At 61.7% G+C, this 19,285-nt stretch carries 20 protein-coding genes and 1 rRNA gene; 11 read left to right on the top strand and 10 right to left on the bottom strand.

Going from position 1 to position 19,285, the window contains the following annotated elements:
* Nucleotides 1-51: 51 nt before the first annotated feature.
* The 4 genes from trpE to trpC are packed head-to-tail and all read left to right on the top strand — an operon-like array spanning nucleotide 52 to nucleotide 4,025.
* Nucleotides 52-1,539, top strand: coding sequence for an anthranilate synthase component I (trpE, locus tag FFS60_RS19220; protein WP_137822863.1), 1,488 nt, complete (start codon nucleotides 52-54; stop codon nucleotides 1,537-1,539).
* Between the two features lie 10 nt (nucleotides 1,540-1,549).
* A complete protein-coding gene (locus tag FFS60_RS19215) occupies nucleotides 1,550-2,143 on the top strand; it encodes an aminodeoxychorismate/anthranilate synthase component II (protein WP_028631063.1) in 594 nt (197 codons plus the stop codon).
* Nucleotides 2,143-3,192 (top strand): anthranilate phosphoribosyltransferase, encoded by a 1,050-nt coding sequence (gene trpD / locus FFS60_RS19210; protein ID WP_028631062.1) that lies wholly within the window; start codon nucleotides 2,143-2,145, stop codon nucleotides 3,190-3,192. Before FFS60_RS19215 ends, trpD begins: the two co-directional genes overlap by 1 nt.
* Nucleotides 3,189-4,025 carry an indole-3-glycerol phosphate synthase TrpC gene (trpC, locus tag FFS60_RS19205; protein WP_028631061.1) on the top strand — a complete coding sequence of 279 codons (837 nt, stop codon included), beginning with the start codon at nucleotides 3,189-3,191 and terminating at the stop codon, nucleotides 4,023-4,025. Before trpD ends, trpC begins: the two co-directional genes overlap by 4 nt.
* A 60-nt stretch (nucleotides 4,026-4,085) precedes the next feature.
* Here the strand turns inward: trpC and crp are convergent, their stop codons facing one another.
* Complete coding sequence (crp, locus tag FFS60_RS19200) at nucleotides 4,086-4,730, bottom strand: cAMP-activated global transcriptional regulator CRP (protein WP_028631060.1); 645 nt, start codon at nucleotides 4,728-4,730, stop codon at nucleotides 4,086-4,088.
* Nucleotides 4,731-4,956: 226 nt separating this feature from the next.
* Between crp and FFS60_RS19195 the strand changes: the two genes are divergently transcribed.
* Nucleotides 4,957-5,379, top strand: coding sequence for an OsmC family protein (locus tag FFS60_RS19195; RefSeq protein WP_028631059.1), 423 nt, complete (start codon nucleotides 4,957-4,959; stop codon nucleotides 5,377-5,379).
* A 248-nt stretch (nucleotides 5,380-5,627) separates the two neighbouring features.
* On the top strand, nucleotides 5,628-6,422 hold the full coding sequence (gene speD, locus FFS60_RS19190) for an adenosylmethionine decarboxylase (protein ID WP_137822862.1): 795 nt from the start codon (nucleotides 5,628-5,630) through the stop codon (nucleotides 6,420-6,422).
* Between the two features lie 60 nt (nucleotides 6,423-6,482).
* Here the strand turns inward: speD and coq7 are convergent, their stop codons facing one another.
* Nucleotides 6,483-7,130: a 2-polyprenyl-3-methyl-6-methoxy-1,4-benzoquinone monooxygenase gene (gene coq7, locus FFS60_RS19185; protein ID WP_137822861.1), complete on the bottom strand. Its 648-nt coding sequence runs from the start codon at nucleotides 7,128-7,130 to the stop codon at nucleotides 6,483-6,485.
* A gap of 118 nt (nucleotides 7,131-7,248) precedes the next feature.
* Complete coding sequence (locus tag FFS60_RS19180) at nucleotides 7,249-7,587, bottom strand: histidine triad nucleotide-binding protein (protein ID WP_028631056.1); 339 nt, start codon at nucleotides 7,585-7,587, stop codon at nucleotides 7,249-7,251.
* Between the two features lie 90 nt (nucleotides 7,588-7,677).
* Between FFS60_RS19180 and FFS60_RS19175 the strand changes: the two genes are divergently transcribed.
* Nucleotides 7,678-9,159 carry an AAA family ATPase gene (locus FFS60_RS19175; RefSeq protein WP_028631055.1) on the top strand — a complete coding sequence of 494 codons (1,482 nt, stop codon included), beginning with the start codon at nucleotides 7,678-7,680 and terminating at the stop codon, nucleotides 9,157-9,159.
* Between the two features lie 6 nt (nucleotides 9,160-9,165).
* Here the strand turns inward: FFS60_RS19175 and FFS60_RS19170 are convergent, their stop codons facing one another.
* The 5 genes from FFS60_RS19170 to hemJ form a co-directional block, all read right to left on the bottom strand.
* The gene (locus FFS60_RS19170; protein WP_028631054.1) at nucleotides 9,166-9,954 is read right to left on the bottom strand and encodes an SDR family oxidoreductase; all 789 of its coding nucleotides are present in this window, start codon (nucleotides 9,952-9,954) and stop codon (nucleotides 9,166-9,168) included.
* A 55-nt stretch (nucleotides 9,955-10,009) separates the two neighbouring features.
* Nucleotides 10,010-11,047: a DUF805 domain-containing protein gene (locus FFS60_RS19165; RefSeq protein ID WP_137822860.1), complete on the bottom strand. Its 1,038-nt coding sequence runs from the start codon at nucleotides 11,045-11,047 to the stop codon at nucleotides 10,010-10,012.
* 93 nt (nucleotides 11,048-11,140) lie between these two features.
* Nucleotides 11,141-11,425, bottom strand: a complete 285-nt coding sequence (locus FFS60_RS19160; protein WP_028631052.1) for a hypothetical protein — start codon at nucleotides 11,423-11,425, stop codon at nucleotides 11,141-11,143.
* A 220-nt stretch (nucleotides 11,426-11,645) separates the two neighbouring features.
* A complete protein-coding gene (locus FFS60_RS19155) occupies nucleotides 11,646-12,608 on the bottom strand; it encodes a nitronate monooxygenase family protein (RefSeq protein WP_137822859.1) in 963 nt (320 codons plus the stop codon).
* A 20-nt stretch (nucleotides 12,609-12,628) separates the two neighbouring features.
* Entirely contained in the window at nucleotides 12,629-13,054 is a 426-nt protein-coding gene (gene hemJ, locus FFS60_RS19150; RefSeq protein WP_137822858.1) for a protoporphyrinogen oxidase HemJ, read from the bottom strand.
* A 133-nt stretch (nucleotides 13,055-13,187) separates the two neighbouring features.
* Here hemJ and argC point away from each other — a divergent pair, with 133 nt between their 5' ends.
* Both argC and erpA read left to right on the top strand, forming a co-directional pair.
* Nucleotides 13,188-14,222, top strand: coding sequence for an N-acetyl-gamma-glutamyl-phosphate reductase (gene argC / locus FFS60_RS19145; RefSeq protein ID WP_028631049.1), 1,035 nt, complete (start codon nucleotides 13,188-13,190; stop codon nucleotides 14,220-14,222).
* 151 nt (nucleotides 14,223-14,373) lie between these two features.
* On the top strand, nucleotides 14,374-14,724 hold the full coding sequence (gene erpA / locus FFS60_RS19140; protein ID WP_028631048.1) for an iron-sulfur cluster insertion protein ErpA: 351 nt from the start codon (nucleotides 14,374-14,376) through the stop codon (nucleotides 14,722-14,724).
* A 62-nt stretch (nucleotides 14,725-14,786) separates the two neighbouring features.
* Here erpA and FFS60_RS19135 read toward each other — a convergent pair whose 3' ends face one another.
* Both FFS60_RS19135 and FFS60_RS19130 read right to left on the bottom strand, forming a co-directional pair.
* A complete protein-coding gene (locus FFS60_RS19135; protein ID WP_137822857.1) occupies nucleotides 14,787-15,878 on the bottom strand; it encodes an anhydro-N-acetylmuramic acid kinase in 1,092 nt (363 codons plus the stop codon).
* Nucleotides 15,879-15,882: 4 nt separating this feature from the next.
* Nucleotides 15,883-17,322 (bottom strand): peptidoglycan DD-metalloendopeptidase family protein, encoded by a 1,440-nt coding sequence (locus tag FFS60_RS19130; protein WP_137822856.1) that lies wholly within the window; start codon nucleotides 17,320-17,322, stop codon nucleotides 15,883-15,885.
* Nucleotides 17,323-17,506: 184 nt separating this feature from the next.
* Here FFS60_RS19130 and tyrS point away from each other — a divergent pair, with 184 nt between their 5' ends.
* Nucleotides 17,507-18,706 carry a tyrosine--tRNA ligase gene (gene tyrS, locus FFS60_RS19125; protein ID WP_028631045.1) on the top strand — a complete coding sequence of 400 codons (1,200 nt, stop codon included), beginning with the start codon at nucleotides 17,507-17,509 and terminating at the stop codon, nucleotides 18,704-18,706.
* A gap of 503 nt (nucleotides 18,707-19,209) precedes the next feature.
* Nucleotides 19,210-19,285, top strand: a 16S ribosomal RNA gene (locus tag FFS60_RS19115); the annotation flags it as partial.

Here is a 19,285-nt window from a genome sequence, read left to right as displayed (position 1 = left end):
CGTTCTAATCTCCAGGAGTCCTCAACGGGCTCCTTGCCCACGAGGCTGATCATGACCCGCGAAGAATTCCTGCGTTTGGCCGCCGAAGGCTACAACCGCATTCCGCTTGCGTTCGAAACCCTGGCGGATTTCGACACTCCCCTCTCCCTCTACCTGAAGCTTGCCGACACCCCATACTCCTACCTGCTGGAGTCCGTGCAGGGCGGCGAGAAGTGGGGGCGGTACTCCATCATCGGCCTGCAGAGCCGCACTGTGCTGCGCGCCCACGGCCTGAAGGTCAGCGTCAGCGTCGACGATGTCGAGGTGGAATCCCACGATTGCGAAGACCCGCTGGCCTTCGTCGAAGACTTCAAGGAGCGCTACCAGGTGGCGCCCATCGCCGGCTTGCCGCGTTTCAACGGCGGCCTGGTGGGTTACTTCGGCTATGACTGCGTGCGCTACGTCGAGAAGCGCCTGGCCAACTGCCCGAACCCCGATCCGTTGGGTACCCCGGACATCCTGCTGATGGTCTCGGACGCGGTGGTCGTGTTCGACAACCTGGCCGGCAAGCTGCACGCCATCGTTCTGGTCGACCCGACCCAGCCCGAGGCCTACGAAAAGGGTCAGGCCCGCCTGGTCGAGCTGCGGCAGAAGCTGCGGCAGCCGGTAGTGCCGCGCCTGGGCGTGGACCCGAGCCTACCGGTTGGGGGCGAGCCGGAATTCCGCTCCAGCTTCACCCGTGAGGACTACGAGCAGGCAGTGCGTGAGATCAAGGAGTACATCCTGGCCGGCGACTGCATGCAGGTGGTGATTTCCCAGCGCATGTCGATTCCCTTCCAGGCCGCTCCTATCGACCTTTACCGCGCCCTGCGCTGCTTCAACCCCACTCCTTACATGTACTTCTTCAACTTTGGCGACTTCCACGTGGTGGGCAGCTCGCCGGAGGTGCTGGTGCGTGTCGAGGACGGATTGGTCACCGTGCGCCCGATCGCTGGTACCCGCCCACGTGGTGCGACCGAGGAAGCCGACCGCGCCCTGGAAGAAGACCTGCTCTCCGACGCCAAGGAGCTGGCAGAACACCTGATGCTGATCGATCTCGGCCGCAATGACGTAGGCCGCGTCGCCAGCACGGGCAGCGTCAAGGTCACCGAGAAGATGGTGATCGAGCGCTACTCCAACGTGATGCACATCGTTTCCAACGTCACCGGCCAGCTCAAGGAAGGTATATCCGCAATGGAAGCGCTGCGCGCCATCCTGCCGGCCGGCACGCTTTCCGGTGCGCCGAAGATTCGCGCCATGGAAATCATCGACCAACTCGAACCGGTCAAGCGTGGTGTATACGGCGGTGCCGTGGGCTACCTGGCCTGGAACGGCAACATGGATACGGCCATCGCGATCCGTACCGCGGTCATCAAGGACGGCGAACTTCATGTACAGGCTGGCGCCGGCATCGTCGCCGATTCGGTCCCAGCCCTGGAATGGGAAGAGACGCTGAACAAGCGCCGGGCGATGTTCCGGGCCGTGACTCTCGCCGAACAGACCGCCAAGACCGACGCTTGAGGATTGCACCATGCTGCTGATGATCGACAACTACGATTCCTTTACCTACAACGTGGTGCAGTACCTCGGTGAACTGGGCGCGGACGTGCATGTGATCCGCAACGACGAGCTCTCCATCGCCGAGATCGAGGCGCTGAACCCGGAACGCATCGTGGTATCCCCTGGCCCCTGCACGCCCAACGAAGCGGGCGTGTCGCTGGAAGTGATCCGCCATTTCGCCGGCAAGCTGCCGATCCTCGGCGTTTGTCTTGGCCACCAGAGCATCGGCCAGGCCTTCGGCGGTGACGTCGTGCGTGCGCGCCAGGCCATGCACGGCAAGACGAGCCCGGTGTTCCACAAGGACCAGGGCGTGTTCGAAGGCCTGAACCACCCACTGACCGTCACCCGCTATCACTCCCTGGTGGTGAAGCTGGAAACCCTGCCCGTCGAGCTGGAAGTCACCGCCTGGACCCAGCACGCCGACGGCTCGGTGGACGAAATCATGGGGTTGCGTCACAAGACGCTGAACATCGAGGGTGTGCAGTTCCATCCGGAGTCCATCCTTACCGAACAGGGCCATGAACTGCTGGCCAACTTCCTCAAGCAAACCGGTGGAGTGCGCTGATGGACATCAAGGAAGCCCTGAACCGGGTGGTCAACCAACTGGATCTGACCACCGAAGAAATGCAGGACGTGATGCGCCTGATCATGACCGGCCAGTGCACCGACGCACAGATCGGCGCCTTCCTCATGGGCATGCGCATGAAGAGCGAGACGATCGAAGAGATCGTCGGTGCGGTCTCGGTCATGCGTGAACTGGCCACCCGTGTGGAACTCTCCAGCCTCGACCACGTGGTCGACGTAGTGGGGACCGGCGGTGATGGCGCCAACATCTTCAACGTTTCTTCCGCCGCCACCTTCGTGGTCGCTGCGGCAGGCGGCAAAGTGGCCAAGCATGGCAACCGCGCGGTATCCGGCAAGACCGGCAGCGCTGATGTACTGGAAGCCGCCGGCATCTACCTGGACCTCAAGCCGGAGCAGGTGGCGCGCTGCATCGAAGGCATCGGTGTCGGCTTCATGTTCGCCCAGGTGCATCACAAGGCCATGAAATACGCCGCCAGCCCGCGTCGCGAACTGGGTCTGCGCACCCTGTTCAACATGCTCGGCCCGCTTACGAATCCGGCCGGGGTGAAGCATCAGGTGGTCGGCGTATTCAGCCAGGCGCTGTGTCGCCCGCTGGCCGAGGTACTCAAGCGCCTGGGCAGTGAGCACATCCTGGTGGTCCACTCCCGTGATGGCCTGGACGAGGTGAGTCTGGCCGCACCGACCCATGTCGCCGAACTGAAGGACGGCGAAGTGACCGAGTACCAGATCCAGCCCGAGGACTTCGGCATCAAGAGCCAAAGCCTGATCGGCCTGACCGTCGGCAGTCCGCAGGAGTCGCTGGAGCTGATCCGCGACGCCCTGGGCAGGCGCAAGACGGAAAACGGCCAGAAGGCCGCCGACATGATCGTGCTGAACGCCGGCGCGGCGCTCTATGCTGCCGACCTGGCGTCCAGCCTGAAAGAAGGTGTGCGCCTGGCGCAGGACGCTCTGCACACTGGTCTGGCCCGCGAAAAGCTGGACGAGCTGGCCTCCTTTACCGCGGTGTTCCGAGTGGAGAATGAAGCGTGAGCATCCCAACCGTTCTTGAGAAGATCCTGGCGCGCAAGGCCGAGGAAGTGGCTGATCGCCGTGCCCGCGTCTCACTGGCCGAAGTCGAAGCGTTGGCCCGCGCCGCCGACGCCCCTCGTGGTTTCGCCCGGGCGCTGCTGGAGCGTGTCGAGCGCCACGAGCCAGCAGTAATCGCCGAAGTGAAGAAGGCCTCCCCGAGCAAGGGCGTGCTGCGCGAGAACTTCATTCCGGCGCAGATTGCCAAAAGCTACGAGGCCGGCGGTGCCGCCTGCCTGTCGGTGCTGACCGATGTGGACTTCTTCCAGGGCGCCGATGCCTACCTGCAGGAAGCCCGTGCGGCCTGCTCGTTGCCGGTGATCCGCAAAGACTTCCTGATCGATCCGTACCAGGTGGTCGAGGCCCGTGCGCTCGGTGCTGACTGCATCCTGCTGATCGTCTCCGCGCTGGAAGATTCGCGGATGAAGGAGCTGGCGGCCACCGCCAAGGACGTCGGCCTCGATGTGCTGGTGGAAGTGCATGACGGCAAGGAACTGGATCGCGCGCTGAACTGCCTGGATACCCCGCTAGTGGGCATCAATAACCGCAACCTGCACACCTTCGAAGTCAGCCTGGAAAACACCCTCGACCTGCTGCCGCGCATTCCGCGTGACCGCCTGGTGGTAACCGAGAGCGGTATTCTCAATCGTGCCGATGTGGAGCTGATGGAAGTCAGCGGCGTGTATGCCTTCCTGGTGGGCGAAGCCTTCATGCGCGCCGAAGAGCCGGGCACCGAACTGAGCCGCCTGTTCTTCCCCGAGCGTAATCGCGTGGTGGCGGGCATCGATCCGGACTGAGCAAGGCCTTTGCTTCAGACATGAAAAAGCCGGCTTGCGCCGGCTTTTTCGTTTGCGGCTTCAGCGGGTGCCGAAGACCACCATGGTCTTGCCCTTTACATGCACCAAGCCCTGTTCCTCCAGGCTCTTGAGCACGCGGCCGACCATTTCGCGGGAACAGCCGACGATACGGCCGATTTCCTGGCGGGTGATCTTGATCTGCATGCCGTCCGGGTGAGTCATGGCGTCCGGCTGCTTGCACAGGTCGAGCAGGGTGCGTGCTACGCGGCCAGTCACGTCGAGGAAGGCCAGGTCGCCTACCTTGCGCGTGGTGTTGCGCAGGCGGTCGGCCATCTGGCTGCCGAGGGCGTAGAGGATTTCCGGATCCTGCTGAGTGAGCTCGCGGAACTTGGCGTAGCTCAGCTCGGCCACTTCGCACTCGGTCTTGGCACGGACCCAAGCGCTGCGCTCCTTCTCCGCGCCTTCCTTTTCGAACAGGCCCATCTCGCCGAAAAAGTCGCCGGCGTTGAGGTAGGCGATGATCATCTCGCGACCGTCGTCATCCTCGATCAGGATAGTGACGGAGCCCTTGATGATGAAGAAGAGGGTTTCGCAGCGATCGCCCGCATAGATGATGGTGCTCTTGGCCGTGTAACGGCGGCGGTGACAATGCGCGAGAATCTTGTCCAGGCTCTTTATTTTTGGTGTAAGGGTAATTGCGACCATGCCCGAGTCCCGAAATAGAGAAGGTAAGCCTTTGTCCAACAGGCAATTTTCTAATAGTTGTCCGGCCAAGTGTGCCAGTAATCCGGCGCCAGCTTAACAGAGGACCCTGATTCGACAACGTGATTTTGCGACGCACCTAACACCTGCCCCGGAACTATTTGCAGCCCGGCATGGAAAACGCGCTGTGATAAGCTACCGCACCTTTTTCCGAGCGGAGTTCCAGGCGATGAAAGCACGCATCCAATGGGCGGGCGAAGCCCTGTTCCTTGGCGAATCCGGCAGCGGCCACGCGGTCGTGATGGATGGCCCGCCCGAGGCTGGCGGTCGCAACCTGGGCGTGCGTCCCATGGAAATGCTGCTGATCGGTCTTGGCGGTTGCACCAACTTCGACGTGGTGAGCATCCTGAAGAAATCCCGCCAGCCGGTGGAAAGCTGCGAAGCCTTCATGGAAGCCGAGCGCGCCAGCGAGGACCCCAAGGTCTTCACCAAGATCCACGTGCACTTCGTGGTGAAGGGGCGCGGACTCAAGGACGCCCAGGTCAAGCGCGCGGTGGAGCTGTCTGCGGAGAAGTACTGCTCGGCTTCGATCATGCTCGGCCGCGCAGGTGTCGAGATCACCCATGATTACGAAATCGTCGAGCTGGGCTGAGCCCGGTCCCGATGGATGGCCGGATAACGACATCCGGCCATCATAATTGCGCGGCAAACTCTGGCAGACGGCGCCCGTCGTCTGCATAATTCGCCCCCTTTCAATTTCCGGGGCGTCGGGCCCCGAACCTACGACCACAATCGCCAACGCGAAGAGGTGTAAACCGTCCTACGCAGAAGTGTCGTGCGCTTCTGACGGGCATGCTCAACCACGCGGCAGAGCCGCATATGCACAGAGAGCTCTCAACGGTGAAAAGCAAACTCAAGCTCCACGGGTTCAACAACCTGACAAAGACCTTGAGCTTCAACATCTATGACATCTGCTACGCGGAGACCCCCGAGGATCAGCAGGCCTACGTCCAGTACATCGATGAAGAGTACGACGCCGAGCGCCTGACCCAGATCCTCACCGACGTGGTGGACATCATCGGTGCCAACATCCTCAACATTGCCCGCCAGGACTATGATCCCCAGGGCGCGAGCGTGACCATCCTGATCTCCGAGCAGCCGGTGACCCCTACCGACAGCCAGATCGAGGAATCTCCGGGCCCGCTGCCGGAGACCATCCTGGCGCACCTTGATAAAAGCCACATCACCGTTCACACCTATCCGGAGATCCATCCGGTGTCGGGTATCGCCACCTTCCGGGTGGACATCGATGTTTCCACCTGCGGCGTGATTTCTCCGCTGAAGGCGCTCAACTACCTGATCCACCAGTTCGACTCGGACATCGTCACCGTCGACTATCGCGTGCGCGGTTTCACCCGTGATGTGGAAGGCAAGAAGCACTTCATCGACCATGAGATCAACTCGATCCAGAACTACCTCTCCGACGACACCCAAGACGCCTATCAGATGACGGACGTCAACGTGTACCAGGAGAACATGTTCCACACCAAGATGCTGCTCAAGAACTTCGAACTGGACAATTACCTGTTCGGCGATGCCACCAGCAATCTGACTGTCGAGCAGCGCAAGGAAGTCGAAGAGCGCGTACGGCACGAGATGCTGGAAATCTTCTACGCGCGAAACATGCCTCATTGAGGACGCTTCCCGGTAGAAACGAAAAAGGGCGCTGATGGCGCCCTTTTTCATGTGCGGCGTTCAGACCCGGTAGGTGCTCTTGGTCATGATCTTCGACAGCAGTGTCATGCCGAACTTCACCGGAGCGGGGAAGCGCAGGCCGCCGGCCTCAATGGCGCTAGTGGCGTGTTGCTCCTCGTCGGTACGCATCTGCTCGAGGATGGCGCGGGACTTGGCGTCTTCGGCGGGCAGTTGCTCCAGATGCTCGTCGAGGTGCTTGCACACCTGGTCTTCGGTCGCGGCAACGAAGCCCAGGCTCACTCGATCGCTGATCAGGCCGGTTACGGCGCCGACGCCAAACGACAAACCATAGAAGATCGGATTGAGGACACTCGGGCGGCTGCCCAGCTCGCGGATACGCTGTTCGCACCAGGCCAGGTGGTCGACCTCTTCCTCGGCGGCGTGCTCCATGGCTTCGCGCACTTCCGGCAGCTTCGCGGTCAGCGCCTGCCCCTGGTAGAGCGCCTGGGCGCAGACTTCGCCGGTGTGGTTGATACGCATCAGCCCGGCGATGTGGCGGGCGTCCTCTGCCTTGAGTTCAGCATCGGGTTGGCCATCGGCGGGAGAGGGGCGGAAAGGCTGACCGGTAAATGGCAGCAGGGTGCGCAGTGCGGCATCGGCCTGCAGCAACAGGCGGTCGGCGGGGGAGTAGGAACGTTCGCTGGCCATGCGGCACCTCCGTAGGACGTCGGCAGGCATTCTACCGCAAGGGGATGACCAAGGTTTGACCGGAGTCAGACGGTGGTCGGTGGGCGGGAGGGCTTCCCGCCCTTGGGACGAGGCCGGATCAGCCCGGCGGCCAGTGCATCTGGCGCTGGCCAAGCACGTGCATGTGGATGTGGTAGACGGTCTGGCCACCCTGTTCGTTGCAGTTCATCACCACGCGGAAGCCTTCGTCGCAGCCTTGCGCCATCGCCAGGCGCTGGGCGGTGTAGGCGATATGGCCTACCAGCGCCTTGTCGTCCTCGGTGAGGTCGGTGAGCGTGCGCACGTGCTTTTTCGGGATCACCAGGAAGTGCACGGGAGCCTGCGGCGCGATGTCGTGGAAGGCGACGACCTGATCGTCCTCATAGAGCTTGCGCGCGGGAATTTCCCCGGCAGCGATTTTGCAGAACAGACAGTCCACGGGAATTCTCCGGCCTGTTATAAGAATGACCGAGTTTAACGGCGAGTGATTTCCCCGGCCAGCATCGGCCGATGCCCACAAGGAGCCTCTGTGAAGAACGATATCCACGACCTCAGCCTGGTGCTGGACTCGCGGGTCAAGCTGGTCCTGATCGAGTCCTGGGATGAGCGCCGGGTACTTGAAACCCTCACCAGCCTGGCCGTCAAGCGCGGTCTCGGACTCTTCACCTGGGCGGTCAGCGAAGGGCTGCAGCGCCTGGGTTTCGGTGGTGACAGCATGGGCGAGGGTGACAGTCGCGAGCCGGAAACGGCGCTCAAGCTGATTAAGGCTGATCCGCAACCAAACCTGTATGTGATGTGCGATCTGCATCCCTTTCTGGGCGACAACCCCAAGGTGGTAAGGCTGCTCAAGGAAGTGGCCATGGCCGAGGGCACCCATAAGCCAACCCTGGTGCTGGTGTCCCATGCGCTCAAGCTGCCGCCGGAAGTGCAGCGCTACGCGGCGCGCTTTGATCTGGCACTACCCAGTGAGGATGAGTTGCTGAGCATCGTTCGCGAAGAGGCCTCGCGCTGGAGCGAGCGTAATCGTGGTGCGCGGGTCCGCACCGACAACCGCACCTTGCAACAGGTGGTGAAGAATTTGCGTGGCATGAGTCATGGTGAGGCCCGGGCCCTTGCGCGCAATGTGATCTGCGACGACGGCGCCATTACCCAGGAAGACCTTCCGGAGCTGAACAAGGCGAAGTTTCAATTGTTGGATCTGGAGGGCGTGCTCAGTTTCGAGTACGAGACGGCTCGTTTTGCCGAGGTTGGGGGGCTGGCCAACCTCAAGCGTTGGTTGGCCGAGCGTCAGTCTGCGTTGCTGGACGACAAGGGCCTGGACCGACCCAAAGGGGTATTGCTGGTCGGTGTGCAGGGTGGAGGCAAGAGCCTCGCGGCCAAGGCAGTAGCCGGCCTTTGGGGTTTGCCACTGCTGCGCCTGGACTTCGCTTGCCTGTACAACAAATTCTTTGGCGAAACCGAGCGCAACCTGCGCGAAGCGCTGAAGCTGGCAGAGCAGATGGCCCCCTGCGTGCTATGGATGGATGAGGTGGAGAAAGGCCTGGCAAGCGGCGACCATGATGGCGGTGTCAGCCAGCGCGTGCTGGGGACCTTGCTGACCTGGATGGCCGAGCGCAAGGCGCCGGTGTTCATGGTGGCGACTGCCAATGCCATCGACCGGCTACCGCCAGAGCTGCTCCGCAAGGGACGCTTTGATGAGCTGTTTTTCGTCGACTTGCCGCAGCCTGAAGTTCGTGCCGAAATCTTCCGTATTCACCTGGGCCGACGCGAGTTGGACCCGGCGCAGTTCGACCTGCATCAACTGGTGGGTGCCAGTGACGGTTTTTCCGGCGCTGAGATCGAACAGGCGGTGGTAGGCATGCTCTACGCTGCCCAGGCCCAGCAATGCCCGGCCGACCAGGCTCTGCTGCTGCGTGAGATCAAGGGTACCGCGCCATTGTCGGTGCTGATGGCCGAGCAGTTGGCAAACTTGCGGGCATGGGCGAACGGGCGTTGCGTGAAAGCCGAGTGAGGCCCCTCAGGGTTGGGCGAAACGGCGAATGACCCGGCCCAGCAAGCGGCGTACCAGCCAGCGCGGGGCCAGCCTGGGGACCAGGGCGGCGAGCCGGTTGCGCCAGCCGGGGATAATGATGGCGCGGTTCTTTTCCAGGGCGCGTACGGTGATCAGCGCTACTTCCTCGGGGCTCATCATCAGTTTGCTGCCTTCCAGGCTGTCGACTTGCAGATGGGCGCCGCGGAAGAAGGCGGTGCGGGTTGGGCCAGGGCACAGCACCGAGACATTCACGCCGCGCGGGCGCAGTTCTTCTCGCAGGCCTTCGGAGAGGTTCAAGACGTAGGCCTTGCTGGCGTAGTAGTTGCTCATCCAGGGGCCGGGCTGGAAGCCCGCCACCGAGGCGACGTTGAGGATCTGCCCGCCACCCTGGCGTGCCATCAGACCGCCAATGCCATGGCAGAGCCGGGCCAAGGCGAGGATGTTCAACTCGATCAGCTCCTGCTCGCGGCCCCAGTCCTGGTCAACGAAGGCGCCGCAGGAACCAATGCCTGCGTTGTTCACCAGCAGGTCGATTTCCCGCTCACCCTGTTCCAGGTCCATCAGCAGGCCGGACACCTGCAAGGGTTCGGCGAGGTCGCAGTAGCGGAACAGCACCTCGACGCCGAAGCGCTGGGTCAACTCGCAGGCGATGCTCTCCAGCACGTCCCGCTGTCGGGCCACCAGCAGCAGGTGGCGCCCCCGTCTCGCCAGGGCCTCGGCCAGGGCCAGGCCAATACCGCTGGAGGCGCCGGTGATCAAGGCATAACGGGGCATCTGGAGGTTCTCCATAATGGGGCCGGGTTGGACAACGCCGGCCCCGGGAGGTTGCTTACTCGGCGGACTCGCCTTCGAGCGGGGGCACTTCGGCCGGTTGCTCGAAGCTGGCGGCAGCGTCCATCTGGGCGCGCATCAGGTAGTCCTGATAGGCCGGTATCGAAATGGCGGCGACTATACCGATTACCGGCACCAGAATGATCAGCCAGGCCAGCACTTTTACTGCACGACTGTTTGGCGGCGGTGGCGGGCCGTAGCGGTTCGGGCCGTCAGTGCCAGGGACGAAGAGCATCAGAAGCGCGAAAACGCTGCCGACGACGGGGACGAAGTTCAACAGCCAGAGCCACCCGGACCAGCCGATGTCGTGCAGGCGCTGCACGCCAATGCATACGCTGACCACAACTAGCGCCAGACTCGCGACCAGAGTCAGCAGACCGGCGAGGGTCTCGGAAAGCGCGAAGCTGCCCAGGATGACACCGCCGATAGGCAGGAATGCCAGCAGCAGCGCCATGCTCCAGCCCAGGTAGCGCACCCGGCCGATGCGGCCGTTGGTACCGAACACCTTCAGCTCGCCGAACTCCGGTAACTGCTCGCCGACCTGGGCCTGGGGCGGAGCGTAGGGTGATGCGGGTTCACTGCTGGTGATTGAGGCTTTCACCAAGGCGGCTTCTTCAGACAGTTGCGCCTGACGGGCCAGGTATTTGTCGATGATGATCCCGCAGGCCTGGCACTCAGTCGATTTCGGTTGCTCATGGCCACATTTCGGGCAGCTCATGCTGTCGTTTGCCGGGGCGGCTTCGGCTGCAGGGGCGCTGGGCTCCGGGTGATCATCCGTGGACACCAGGCTCAGGCCTGCTGCCAGGTCGTGCTCCTTGCGCACTTTGGCGCCGGCGCGTTGCAGCGCGGCGAGGTATTTGTCCGCCTCGGCTTCCACCAGGTCGCGCTTGAGGGCGACACTGCGGCCGCCGAACAGGCTGTCGATCTTGCTGGTATCGCTCTTGAACAGGCGGGCGAGGTTTTCCTTGACGGTGTCCAGCGCCACACCGGGCATGGGTTCTCCGTCGAAGACGATCTTGTAGCGGGCTTCGGTCATGCGAGCATCCTTGTCAGCGACAGAAAAATGATGGCACAGCGTAATTGCGCTCTGGCCCGCGGCACAAGCGGGCTGGCGCACAAAAAACAGGGTTCAGGCGAGGCCGAGCGGGCTCCAGCGTCCGACCAGGCTTCCGCGGCGCAACAGGCGCAGGTCAGCGAACTCGCCTAGGGTGCCTTCAGAATGCGTCGGACGCAGGAAGACCCAGTCGTCCACGGCGAGCCCTGTAGCGTGGGAGCCGGCCAAGCGCTCCTGGTTGGCGCTGCGGCCGTAGAGGTTGTCATGGGTGGGTCCGGCCGGGGAAACCGGGGTGGCTTGCCAGTTGCCTCCATAGAGGTAATGGGCGCGCTGGCAATTGGGGTTCCAGCCCTGCAGCACTCCTTGTGCGCCTTCCAGATAGGGTAAGGCGCCATCGAGTACCTTGAGTACGGGTGTGGCTATCCACAGGGCCGGCAGGTGCTCGTGGAGCAGGTCACTGTCGAATGGTTGAGGCCCATGAAGTAGGCATCGTGGGGGCGGCCGTGATCAGTCGGACGCGCGGACCACAGGCCCAGGGCGCCTAGCGCTCCGAGCCCGAGCCCGAGCAGGGTGCGCCGCCTCATTGAGCCCAGCGTTGACCCAGTTGCCCGGCCTTGTCGCGGGCGGCGCGATACTCCTGGTCAAGACGGGCGATCAACTCGTCCACCGTGGGTAGGTCGCGAATGTTGCCCACCCCCTGGCCAGCTGACCAAACGGTCTTCCAGGCCTTGGCTTCATCGCTGACGGGTTTCAACTTCTCGCCGTAGTTGATATCGCCCTTGTCGGCGAGGCGCTTCAGGTCGTAGCCGGCCGCTTCCAGGCTCTGGCGCATGAAGCTCGCAGGTACGCCGGAAACGGCCGGAGTGTGGATGATGTCGGCTGCGCGGGCATCGAGGATCATTTGTTTGTAGCGGGTTTCGGCATCGCTCTGCTGAGTGGCGATGAAGCGGGTGCCGAGGTAGGCCAGATCGGCGCCGAGCATCTGCGCGGCAAAGATTTCGTGGCCGTGGTTGAGGCAGCCAGCGAGCAGCAGGGTCTTGTCGAAGAACTGGCGAATTTCGGCGATCAACGCAAAGGGGCTCAAGGTGCCGGCATGGCCGCCGGCGCCCGCCGCTACGGCGATCAGGCCGTCCACGCCTGCCTCGGCTGCCTTCTCGGCGTGGCGGCGAGTGGTCACGTCGTGAAATACGAGACCGCCGTAGCTGTGCACAGCGTCTACGACCTCCTTCACTGCGCCGAGGCTGGTGATGACGATGGGGACATGCTTGTCGACACAGATGGCCAGGTCGGCCGAAAGTCGCGGGTTGCTGTGGTGAACGATGAGGTTCACCGCGAAGGGCGCAGCGTCTGCCGCAAGTCCCGCCTCGATCTCATCCAGCCAGGCGCGAAAGCCGCTGCTCTCGCGCTGGTTGAGGGCGGGAAAGCTGCCAACGATACCGTTGTTGCAGCAGGCCAGGACCAGTTTGGGATTGGACACCAGGAACATTGGTGCGGCCACGACCGGCAAGCGCAGGCGTTGATCGAGCAAGGCAGGCAGGGACATCTGGAGTTCCTCTTGTCAGTTCAGAAGGGCTTGACCACCACCAGGACGACGATGGCGATCAGGAATAGCACCGGGACTTCGTTGAACCAGCGGTAGAACACATGGCCCCGGCGATTTTCGCCCCGGGCAAAACGCTTGAGCAGGGAGCCGCAGGCGTGGTGATAGCCGATCAGCAGGATCACCAGAGTGAGCTTGGCGTGCAGCCAGCCCTGGCTCAGCCAGCCCGAGTTGAGATAGAGCATCCAGATTCCCAGGACCAGGGTGGCGATCATCGAGGGCCCCATGATGCCGCGGTAGAGCTTGCGCTCCATGACCTTGAAGCGCTCACGGCTGGGCTCGTCCTCGGCCTGGGCGTGATAGACGAAGAGTCGCGGAAGGTAGAACAGGCCGGCGAACCAGCAGACGACGGCGATGATATGCAAGGCCTTGAGCCACAGATAGAGCATGGGAAGGTTTCCATCGGACAGATGGTCCGGATAGTAGAGGCTTGAGCGGCCGCACGTCACCTCAGCGGTTGGCCCCTGGCCGATGCGGCCTTATCATCGGCAGCTTTCCAATCGGTTCATTGAGGGGCAAGTGATGGTCAAGGTCGGAATCGTCGGCGGCACAGGCTATACCGGTGTCGAATTGCTGCGTCTGCTGGCTCAGCATCCGCAGGCAGAGGTCGCGGTGATCACCTCGCGATCCGAGGCCGGGGTCAAGGTCGCCGACATGTATCCGAACCTGCGCGGTCACTACGACAACCTCGCATTCAGCGTGCCTGACGCCGCAACCCTGGGAGCGTGCGACGTGGTCTTCTTCGCCACGCCCCATGGCGTAGCCCATGCGCTGGCCGGTGAGTTGCTGGCGGCCGGAACCCGGGTCATCGACCTCTCCGCGGACTTCCGTTTGCAAGACGCCGAGGAATGGGCCAAGTGGTACGGCCAGCCCCATGGCGCGCCGGCATTGTTGCCGGAGGCTGTTTACGGCCTGCCGGAAGTGAATCGTGAAGCCATCAAAGGCGCACGCCTGATCGCCGTCCCCGGTTGCTATCCGACTGCTGCGCAGCTCGGTTTCATCCCGCTGCTGGAAGCCGGCCTGGCCGATACGCATCAACTGATCGCCGACTGCAAGTCCGGTGTCAGTGGTGCCGGTCGTGGTGCGAAGGTGGGCTCGCTGTTCTGCGAGGCAGGCGAAAGCATGATGGCCTACTCGGTGAAGGGGCATCGCCATCTGCCGGAAATCAGCCAGGGCCTGCGCCGCGCCGCCGGTGGCCCGGTAGGCCTGACTTTCGTACCGCACCTGACTCCGATGATCCGCGGTATCCACGCCACCCTCTATGCGAACGTTGTGGACAAAGGCGTCGACCTGCAGTCGCTGTTCGAGAAGCGCTACGCCAACGAACCCTTCGTCGATGTGATGCCGGCCGGCAGCCATCCCGAAACCCGCAGTGTGCGCGGCGCCAACGTATGCCGCATCGCGGTTCACCGTCCCCAGGGCGGCGACCTGGTGGTGGTGCTTTCGGTGATCGACAACCTGGTGAAGGGTGCGTCCGGTCAGGCGGTACAGAACCTGAACATCATGTTCGGCCTTGATGAGCGCCTTGGTCTCTCCCACGCGGCTCTGCTGCCGTGATGTCAGGCGGCGCCGGAGGTTCGTGTCCCGGCGCCGCACCTCGATCCATTGGCAGGGTCGAATCGCTTAATAGTTGACCAGTTTTCTAGGGTAAGCGGATAATGCCTCGCCTTAGCGCAGTATGGCGGCGTCAAGCCGGGAGAGTTGCAGCATGAGCGTCGAAACCTTCACCCCTTCAGCCCTGATGTTCACCGAGGGCGCGGCCAGCAAGGTGAAGAACCTGATCGATGAAGAGGGCAATCCGCGCCTGAAGCTTCGTGTCTTCGTGACCGGCGGCGGCTGCTCGGGATTCCAGTACGGCTTCACCTTCGATGAAGACGTGGCGGACGACGACACCATCGTCGAACGCGACGGCGTCAGCCTTGTCGTCGACCCGATGAGCTTCCAGTACCTGGCGGGTGCCGAGGTTGATTATCAGGAAGGTCTCGAAGGGTCGCGTTTCGTGATCAAGAACCCGAATGCCACCACCACCTGTGGCTGTGGGTCTTCGTTCTCGATCTGATTTTCAGCTCGTACAGCGAACGCCGTGCTTATGCACGGCGTTTTAGTTTCTGCTGACTTCGTTCAGGCGGGGTAAATGGCGCCGAGGATGCGCAAGCCGCGGGCGCCAGTGACGCTGGGGCGGTTGGTGGGAATACCTTCCAGACAGCAGTGGGCCAGCCAGGCAAACGCCATGGCCTCGACCCAGTCCGGGTCCACGCCAAAGTCGGCAGTGCTGCACACGCGAGTGTCAGGCAAAAGGACAGCGAGACGCTGCATCAGATGCTGATTGTGGACGCCGCCGCCGCAGACCAGCAGGTCGTCAGTCTTCGACTGCGCGGCGCGGAGGGCTTCCGTGATGCTGCGGGCAGTGAGCTCCAGCAAGGAGGCCTGTACATCTTCGGGCTTGAAGAGCGGCAGACGTGCCAGCCGGGACTGCAGCCAACCGAGGTTGAATAGCTCGCGGCCAGTGCTCTTGGGCCCTTGGGTGGTGAAGAAGGCGTCACCGTACAGGGTATCCAGCAGCCGCTGCTGCAGGGTTCCGCTGGCGGCCCAGTCACCATTGCGGTCGTAGCTCTCGCCGCGCTGAAGATGAATCCAGGCGTCCAGCAGAACGTTGCCAGGACCGCAGTCGAATCCATGCACTGCTTTGCCCGGCTCGATCAGGCTCAGATTGCTGAAACCGCCGACGTTGAGCACGGCACGGTAGCTGTTGGCGTCGCCGAACAACGATTCATGGAAGGCGGGTACGAGAGGCGCACCCTGTCCGCCAGCAGCGACGTCGCGTCGGCGGAAATCTCCAACCACGGTGATACCTGTGAGCTCGGCAAGCAGTGCGGGATTGCCGATCTGGATGGTGAAACCACGCGCAGGTTCGTGGCGCACGGTCTGTCCGTGGCTGCCGATGGCGCGAATATCCCTGGCGCCCAGGTTGTTGCGAACCAGCAGGGCGTTGATACCCGCAGCGGCCAGCTCGACCCAGCCGTTCTCCGCCAGTGCAGCGCGGGCGAGCTCGTCGGGGCCGGAGGCGCAGAGCGCCAGCAGCTCGCTACGTAGCGAGCCGGGCATGGGGATGTAGTGGGTGTCGAGAAGGGTGATCCGATCGGTCTGTTCGACCAAGGCAATGTCCAGGCCATCAAGGCTGGTCCCGGACATCACCCCCAGATAGCGCTGCATGCGGTCAGCGCTTGTTCAAGGCAAGCATGCTGGCCTTTTCCCTATCCATGCGTGCCATCAGCGGCTGGCTCATCTGCAGGAAGCGCTTCTTCTCGCTGGCGATCAGCGGATCAGCCATCGGCAGTTTCACGCCCAGCGGGTCGACATGCACACCGTTGACCTGGAACTCGTAGTGCAGGTGCGGACCGGTAGACAGGCCGGTAGTACCCACATAACCAATGATCTGGCCCTGCTTGACACTGCCGCCGGTACGAATGCCCTTGGCAAAACCTTGCATGTGGCCGTACAGCGTCTTGTATTTGCTGCCGTGCTGGATGATCACGGCGTTGCCGTAACCGCCGCGGCGGCCTGCCAGGACGATCTTGCCGTCACCGGTGGCCTTGATCGGAGTACCGCGGGGAGCAGCGTAATCCACGCCTTTGTGAGCGCGGATCTTGTTCAGGACTGGGTGGCGGCGACCGTTGGAGAAGCGCGAGCTGATGCGGGCGAAGTCCACTGGTGTGCGGATGAAGGCCTTGCGCATAGCTGTGCCGTCGCCGCGCAAGTAACTGGCAGTGCCCTGCTTGTCGACATAGCGGACCGCGGAAAAGGTCTTACCACGGTTGATAAAGCGAGCGGCGAGGATTTCCCCGCTACCTACTTTCTTGCCCTCAACCACCTTCTCTTCGTAGATCATCTCGAACTCGTCGCCTTCACGGATGTCGAGGGCGAAATCGATGTCGTAGCCGAAGATATTGGCAAGATCCATGGCCAGATCGTGGGAAAGGCCGGCGCGTTTAGCGGACAGGAACAGCGAGCTGTCGATTACGCCGCGGGCGTACGCAGAGCGCAACTCCGGCTTGATTACATCACGCTTGAAGGCGTAGCCCTTGGGGGTCTTTTCCAGGTGAACGCTCTCGAGACCGCTAACCTTGGTGCTGATCTTTTCGAGCTCACCGCTGAGTGTGAGCTTGAATTCGAAGTTCTGGCCAACCTTCAGGCGGCTGAGTTGCTTGGCGTCCTTGCTGCTGTTCAGGACGTCGTGCAGGACATTGGCGGATAGGCCGACCTTGGCGAACACCGTAGACAAAGTATCGCCGTTGCCTACGGTCACGGCCTTGAGGCTGGGATCGACAGGCTTCTGAGTGGCAACGAGGTCGGTAGCTTCTTCTTTCTTCTTATCCGCGTCTTTTCCGGCGCTGTTCTGGTTGTCGGCAGGGTTCTCGATCTTGGTGAATGGCGAGAAACCCTCATCCCCGGTGATGGAACCTGGTCGGAGGTCGTCCTTCTCCTGGATTACCATCTCCGAGCTGTTCTCCAGCTCCAGGTTGATGTAGGTCTTCTTCGCCTCGACTTCGCGAGACGGGAACACCAGCAGGGCCAGGCTGAGCAGCGCAGCCACACCGCTAGCAGCCAGCAAGTGGCTCTTCGGATAGGGCGGCGCTTTGGGTACTGAATGCGTCATGGCGTGTGGTGTTGTTTTGGAATATGAACTAACTGCCTAAAATATAATCAAAATCCGCCCTAGGCAACCTTGGAGTGCAGCCTTCCGCTGACTGGCACGGCGCTGGGCTCAGAACTTGTAATTAGTTCGCGATCTTGTATGGTTGGTTCCCCTTTTGTCCATCCAACGGTCTACGAGTCCTGTCATGAAGTCGGTTGAAGAGCAGCTGGCGCTGATCAAGCGCGGTGCGGAAGAGGTTCTGGTCGAGTCCGAGCTGGTCGAAAAGCTCAAGCGTGGCCAGCCGTTGCGTATCAAGGCAGGATTCGATCCGACCGCCCCCGATCTTCATCTGGGGCACACCGTCCTTATTAATAAGCTGCGGCAGTTTCAGGAGCTGGGGCATCAGGTGATCTTCCTGATCGGTGACTTCACCGGGATGATCGGCGACCCCAGCGGCAAGAGCGCCACTCGCCCGCCGCTGACTCGTGAGCAGGTTCTGGAGAATGCTGAGACCTACAAGGCTCAGGTGTTCAAGATTCTTGATCCGGCCAAGACCGAGGTGGCGTTCAACTCGACCTGGATGGACCAGTTGACTCCAGCGGACTTTATTCGCCTGGCCTCCCAGTACACCGTCGCCCGTATGCTCGAGCGCGATGACTTCAGCAAGCGCTACGGCACCAATCAGCCTATTGCCATCCATGAGTTCCTCTATCCGCTGGTGCAGGGGTACGACTCCGTAGCGCTGCGCGCTGATGTCGAGTTGGGTGGTACTGATCAGAAGTTCAACCTGCTGATGGGGCGTGAGCTACAGCGTGCCTACGGGCAGGAGTCCCAGTGCATCCTGACCATGCCATTGCTGGAAGGTTTGGATGGCGTGAAGAAGATGTCCAAGTCCCTGGGTAACTACGTGGGCATCCAGGAGGCGCCGGGTGTCATGTACAACAAGCTGGTGTCCATCCCGGATCAATTGATGTGGCGTTACTTCGAGCTCCTTAGCTTCCGTTCCATGGAGGAAATCGAGCAGTTCAAGTGTGACGTAGCGGCGGGTGCCAATCCTCGCGACATCAAGATCAAGCTGGCTGAGGAGATCGTCGCTCGTTTCCATGGTGAGGAAGCTGCGGCCACTGCTCACCGCTCCGCCGGCAATCGCATGAAGGAAGGCGAACTGCCGATGGATTTACCGGAGGTTCAGCTGTACTCCGCCGAAGACATGCCCATTGCGTCTGTCCTTAATAAGGCAGGTCTGGTGAAGAATGCCGCGGTCGCCCGTGACCTTCTTGGCTCTGGTGGTGTGCGTGTGGACGGTCAAGTTGTGGATCGTGCTTTTACCTTCAAGCTGGGCGCAACTCATGTGCTGCAGGCCGGCAAGAAGGCATTTGCTCGCGTATCCCTGGCTGTCGAGTAAAACCTTTCAATTAAGTGTTGACGGCAGAATCTGCATCCCTATAATGCGCACCTCTTCCAGCGCAGTTGCCAAGCAAAACTCCTTGTAGATCAATGAGTTAAGTGGTTGGTGAGGGTGCTGGGAGGTTCCGCTTCGCAAGGTTCGCCACTGGCGAATGAAGTTGGAAAGGAGGTGTTGACAGCGTGATTGAGCGCTGTAGAATGCGCCTCCCGCTGACGAGAAGAGAGATCGGATCGAAGGCGCAAGCGGTTGAGTAGAAAAGAGATTTTCGAAAAACAGCTTGACAGTAAGAAAGGCTGCTGTAGAATGCGCGGCCTCGGTTGAGCCGAAAGGCTTGATCGAAACGCTCTTTAACAACTGAATCAAGCAATTCGTGTGGGTGCTTGTGAGGTAAGACTGATAGTCAACTGATTATCAGCATCACAAGTAACACTCGTGAATTCGAGAGTTTATTTGCGATTGCTGAGCCAAGTTTAGGGTTTTCTCAAAACCCAAGCAGTATTGAACTGAAGAGTTTGATCATGGCTCAGATTGAACGCTGGCGGCAGGCCTAACACATGCAAGTCGAGCGGCAGCGGG

This window comes from Pseudomonas sp. D(2018), from assembly GCF_005502555.1.
GTDB lineage: Bacteria > Pseudomonadota > Gammaproteobacteria > Pseudomonadales > Pseudomonadaceae > Metapseudomonas > Metapseudomonas resinovorans.
Note: the sequence above shows the minus strand (reverse complement) of the source record. Positions and strands in the feature narration are given on the sequence as shown.

Coding starts and splice junctions, on each gene's coding strand:
- FFS60_RS19170 (WP_028631054.1), bottom strand. CDS start 9,954: ATGCCCCGTTATGCCTTGATCACCGGCGCCTCCAGCGGTATTGGCCTG.
- trpD (WP_028631062.1), top strand. CDS start 2,143: ATGGACATCAAGGAAGCCCTGAACCGGGTGGTCAACCAACTGGATCTG.
- FFS60_RS19195 (WP_028631059.1), top strand. CDS start 4,957: ATGAAAGCACGCATCCAATGGGCGGGCGAAGCCCTGTTCCTTGGCGAA.
- erpA (WP_028631048.1), top strand. CDS start 14,374: ATGAGCGTCGAAACCTTCACCCCTTCAGCCCTGATGTTCACCGAGGGC.
- FFS60_RS19155 (WP_137822859.1), bottom strand. CDS start 12,608: ATGTCCCTGCCTGCCTTGCTCGATCAACGCCTGCGCTTGCCGGTCGTG.
- argC (WP_028631049.1), top strand. CDS start 13,188: ATGGTCAAGGTCGGAATCGTCGGCGGCACAGGCTATACCGGTGTCGAA.
- FFS60_RS19215 (WP_028631063.1), top strand. CDS start 1,550: ATGCTGCTGATGATCGACAACTACGATTCCTTTACCTACAACGTGGTG.
- FFS60_RS19130 (WP_137822856.1), bottom strand. CDS start 17,322: ATGACGCATTCAGTACCCAAAGCGCCGCCCTATCCGAAGAGCCACTTG.
- trpE (WP_137822863.1), top strand. CDS start 52: ATGACCCGCGAAGAATTCCTGCGTTTGGCCGCCGAAGGCTACAACCGC.
- coq7 (WP_137822861.1), bottom strand. CDS start 7,130: ATGGCCAGCGAACGTTCCTACTCCCCCGCCGACCGCCTGTTGCTGCAG.
- FFS60_RS19135 (WP_137822857.1), bottom strand. CDS start 15,878: ATGCAGCGCTATCTGGGGGTGATGTCCGGGACCAGCCTTGATGGCCTG.
- FFS60_RS19165 (WP_137822860.1), bottom strand. CDS start 11,047: ATGACCGAAGCCCGCTACAAGATCGTCTTCGACGGAGAACCCATGCCC.
- hemJ (WP_137822858.1), bottom strand. CDS start 13,054: ATGCTCTATCTGTGGCTCAAGGCCTTGCATATCATCGCCGTCGTCTGC.
- crp (WP_028631060.1), bottom strand. CDS start 4,730: ATGGTCGCAATTACCCTTACACCAAAAATAAAGAGCCTGGACAAGATT.
- tyrS (WP_028631045.1), top strand. CDS start 17,507: ATGAAGTCGGTTGAAGAGCAGCTGGCGCTGATCAAGCGCGGTGCGGAA.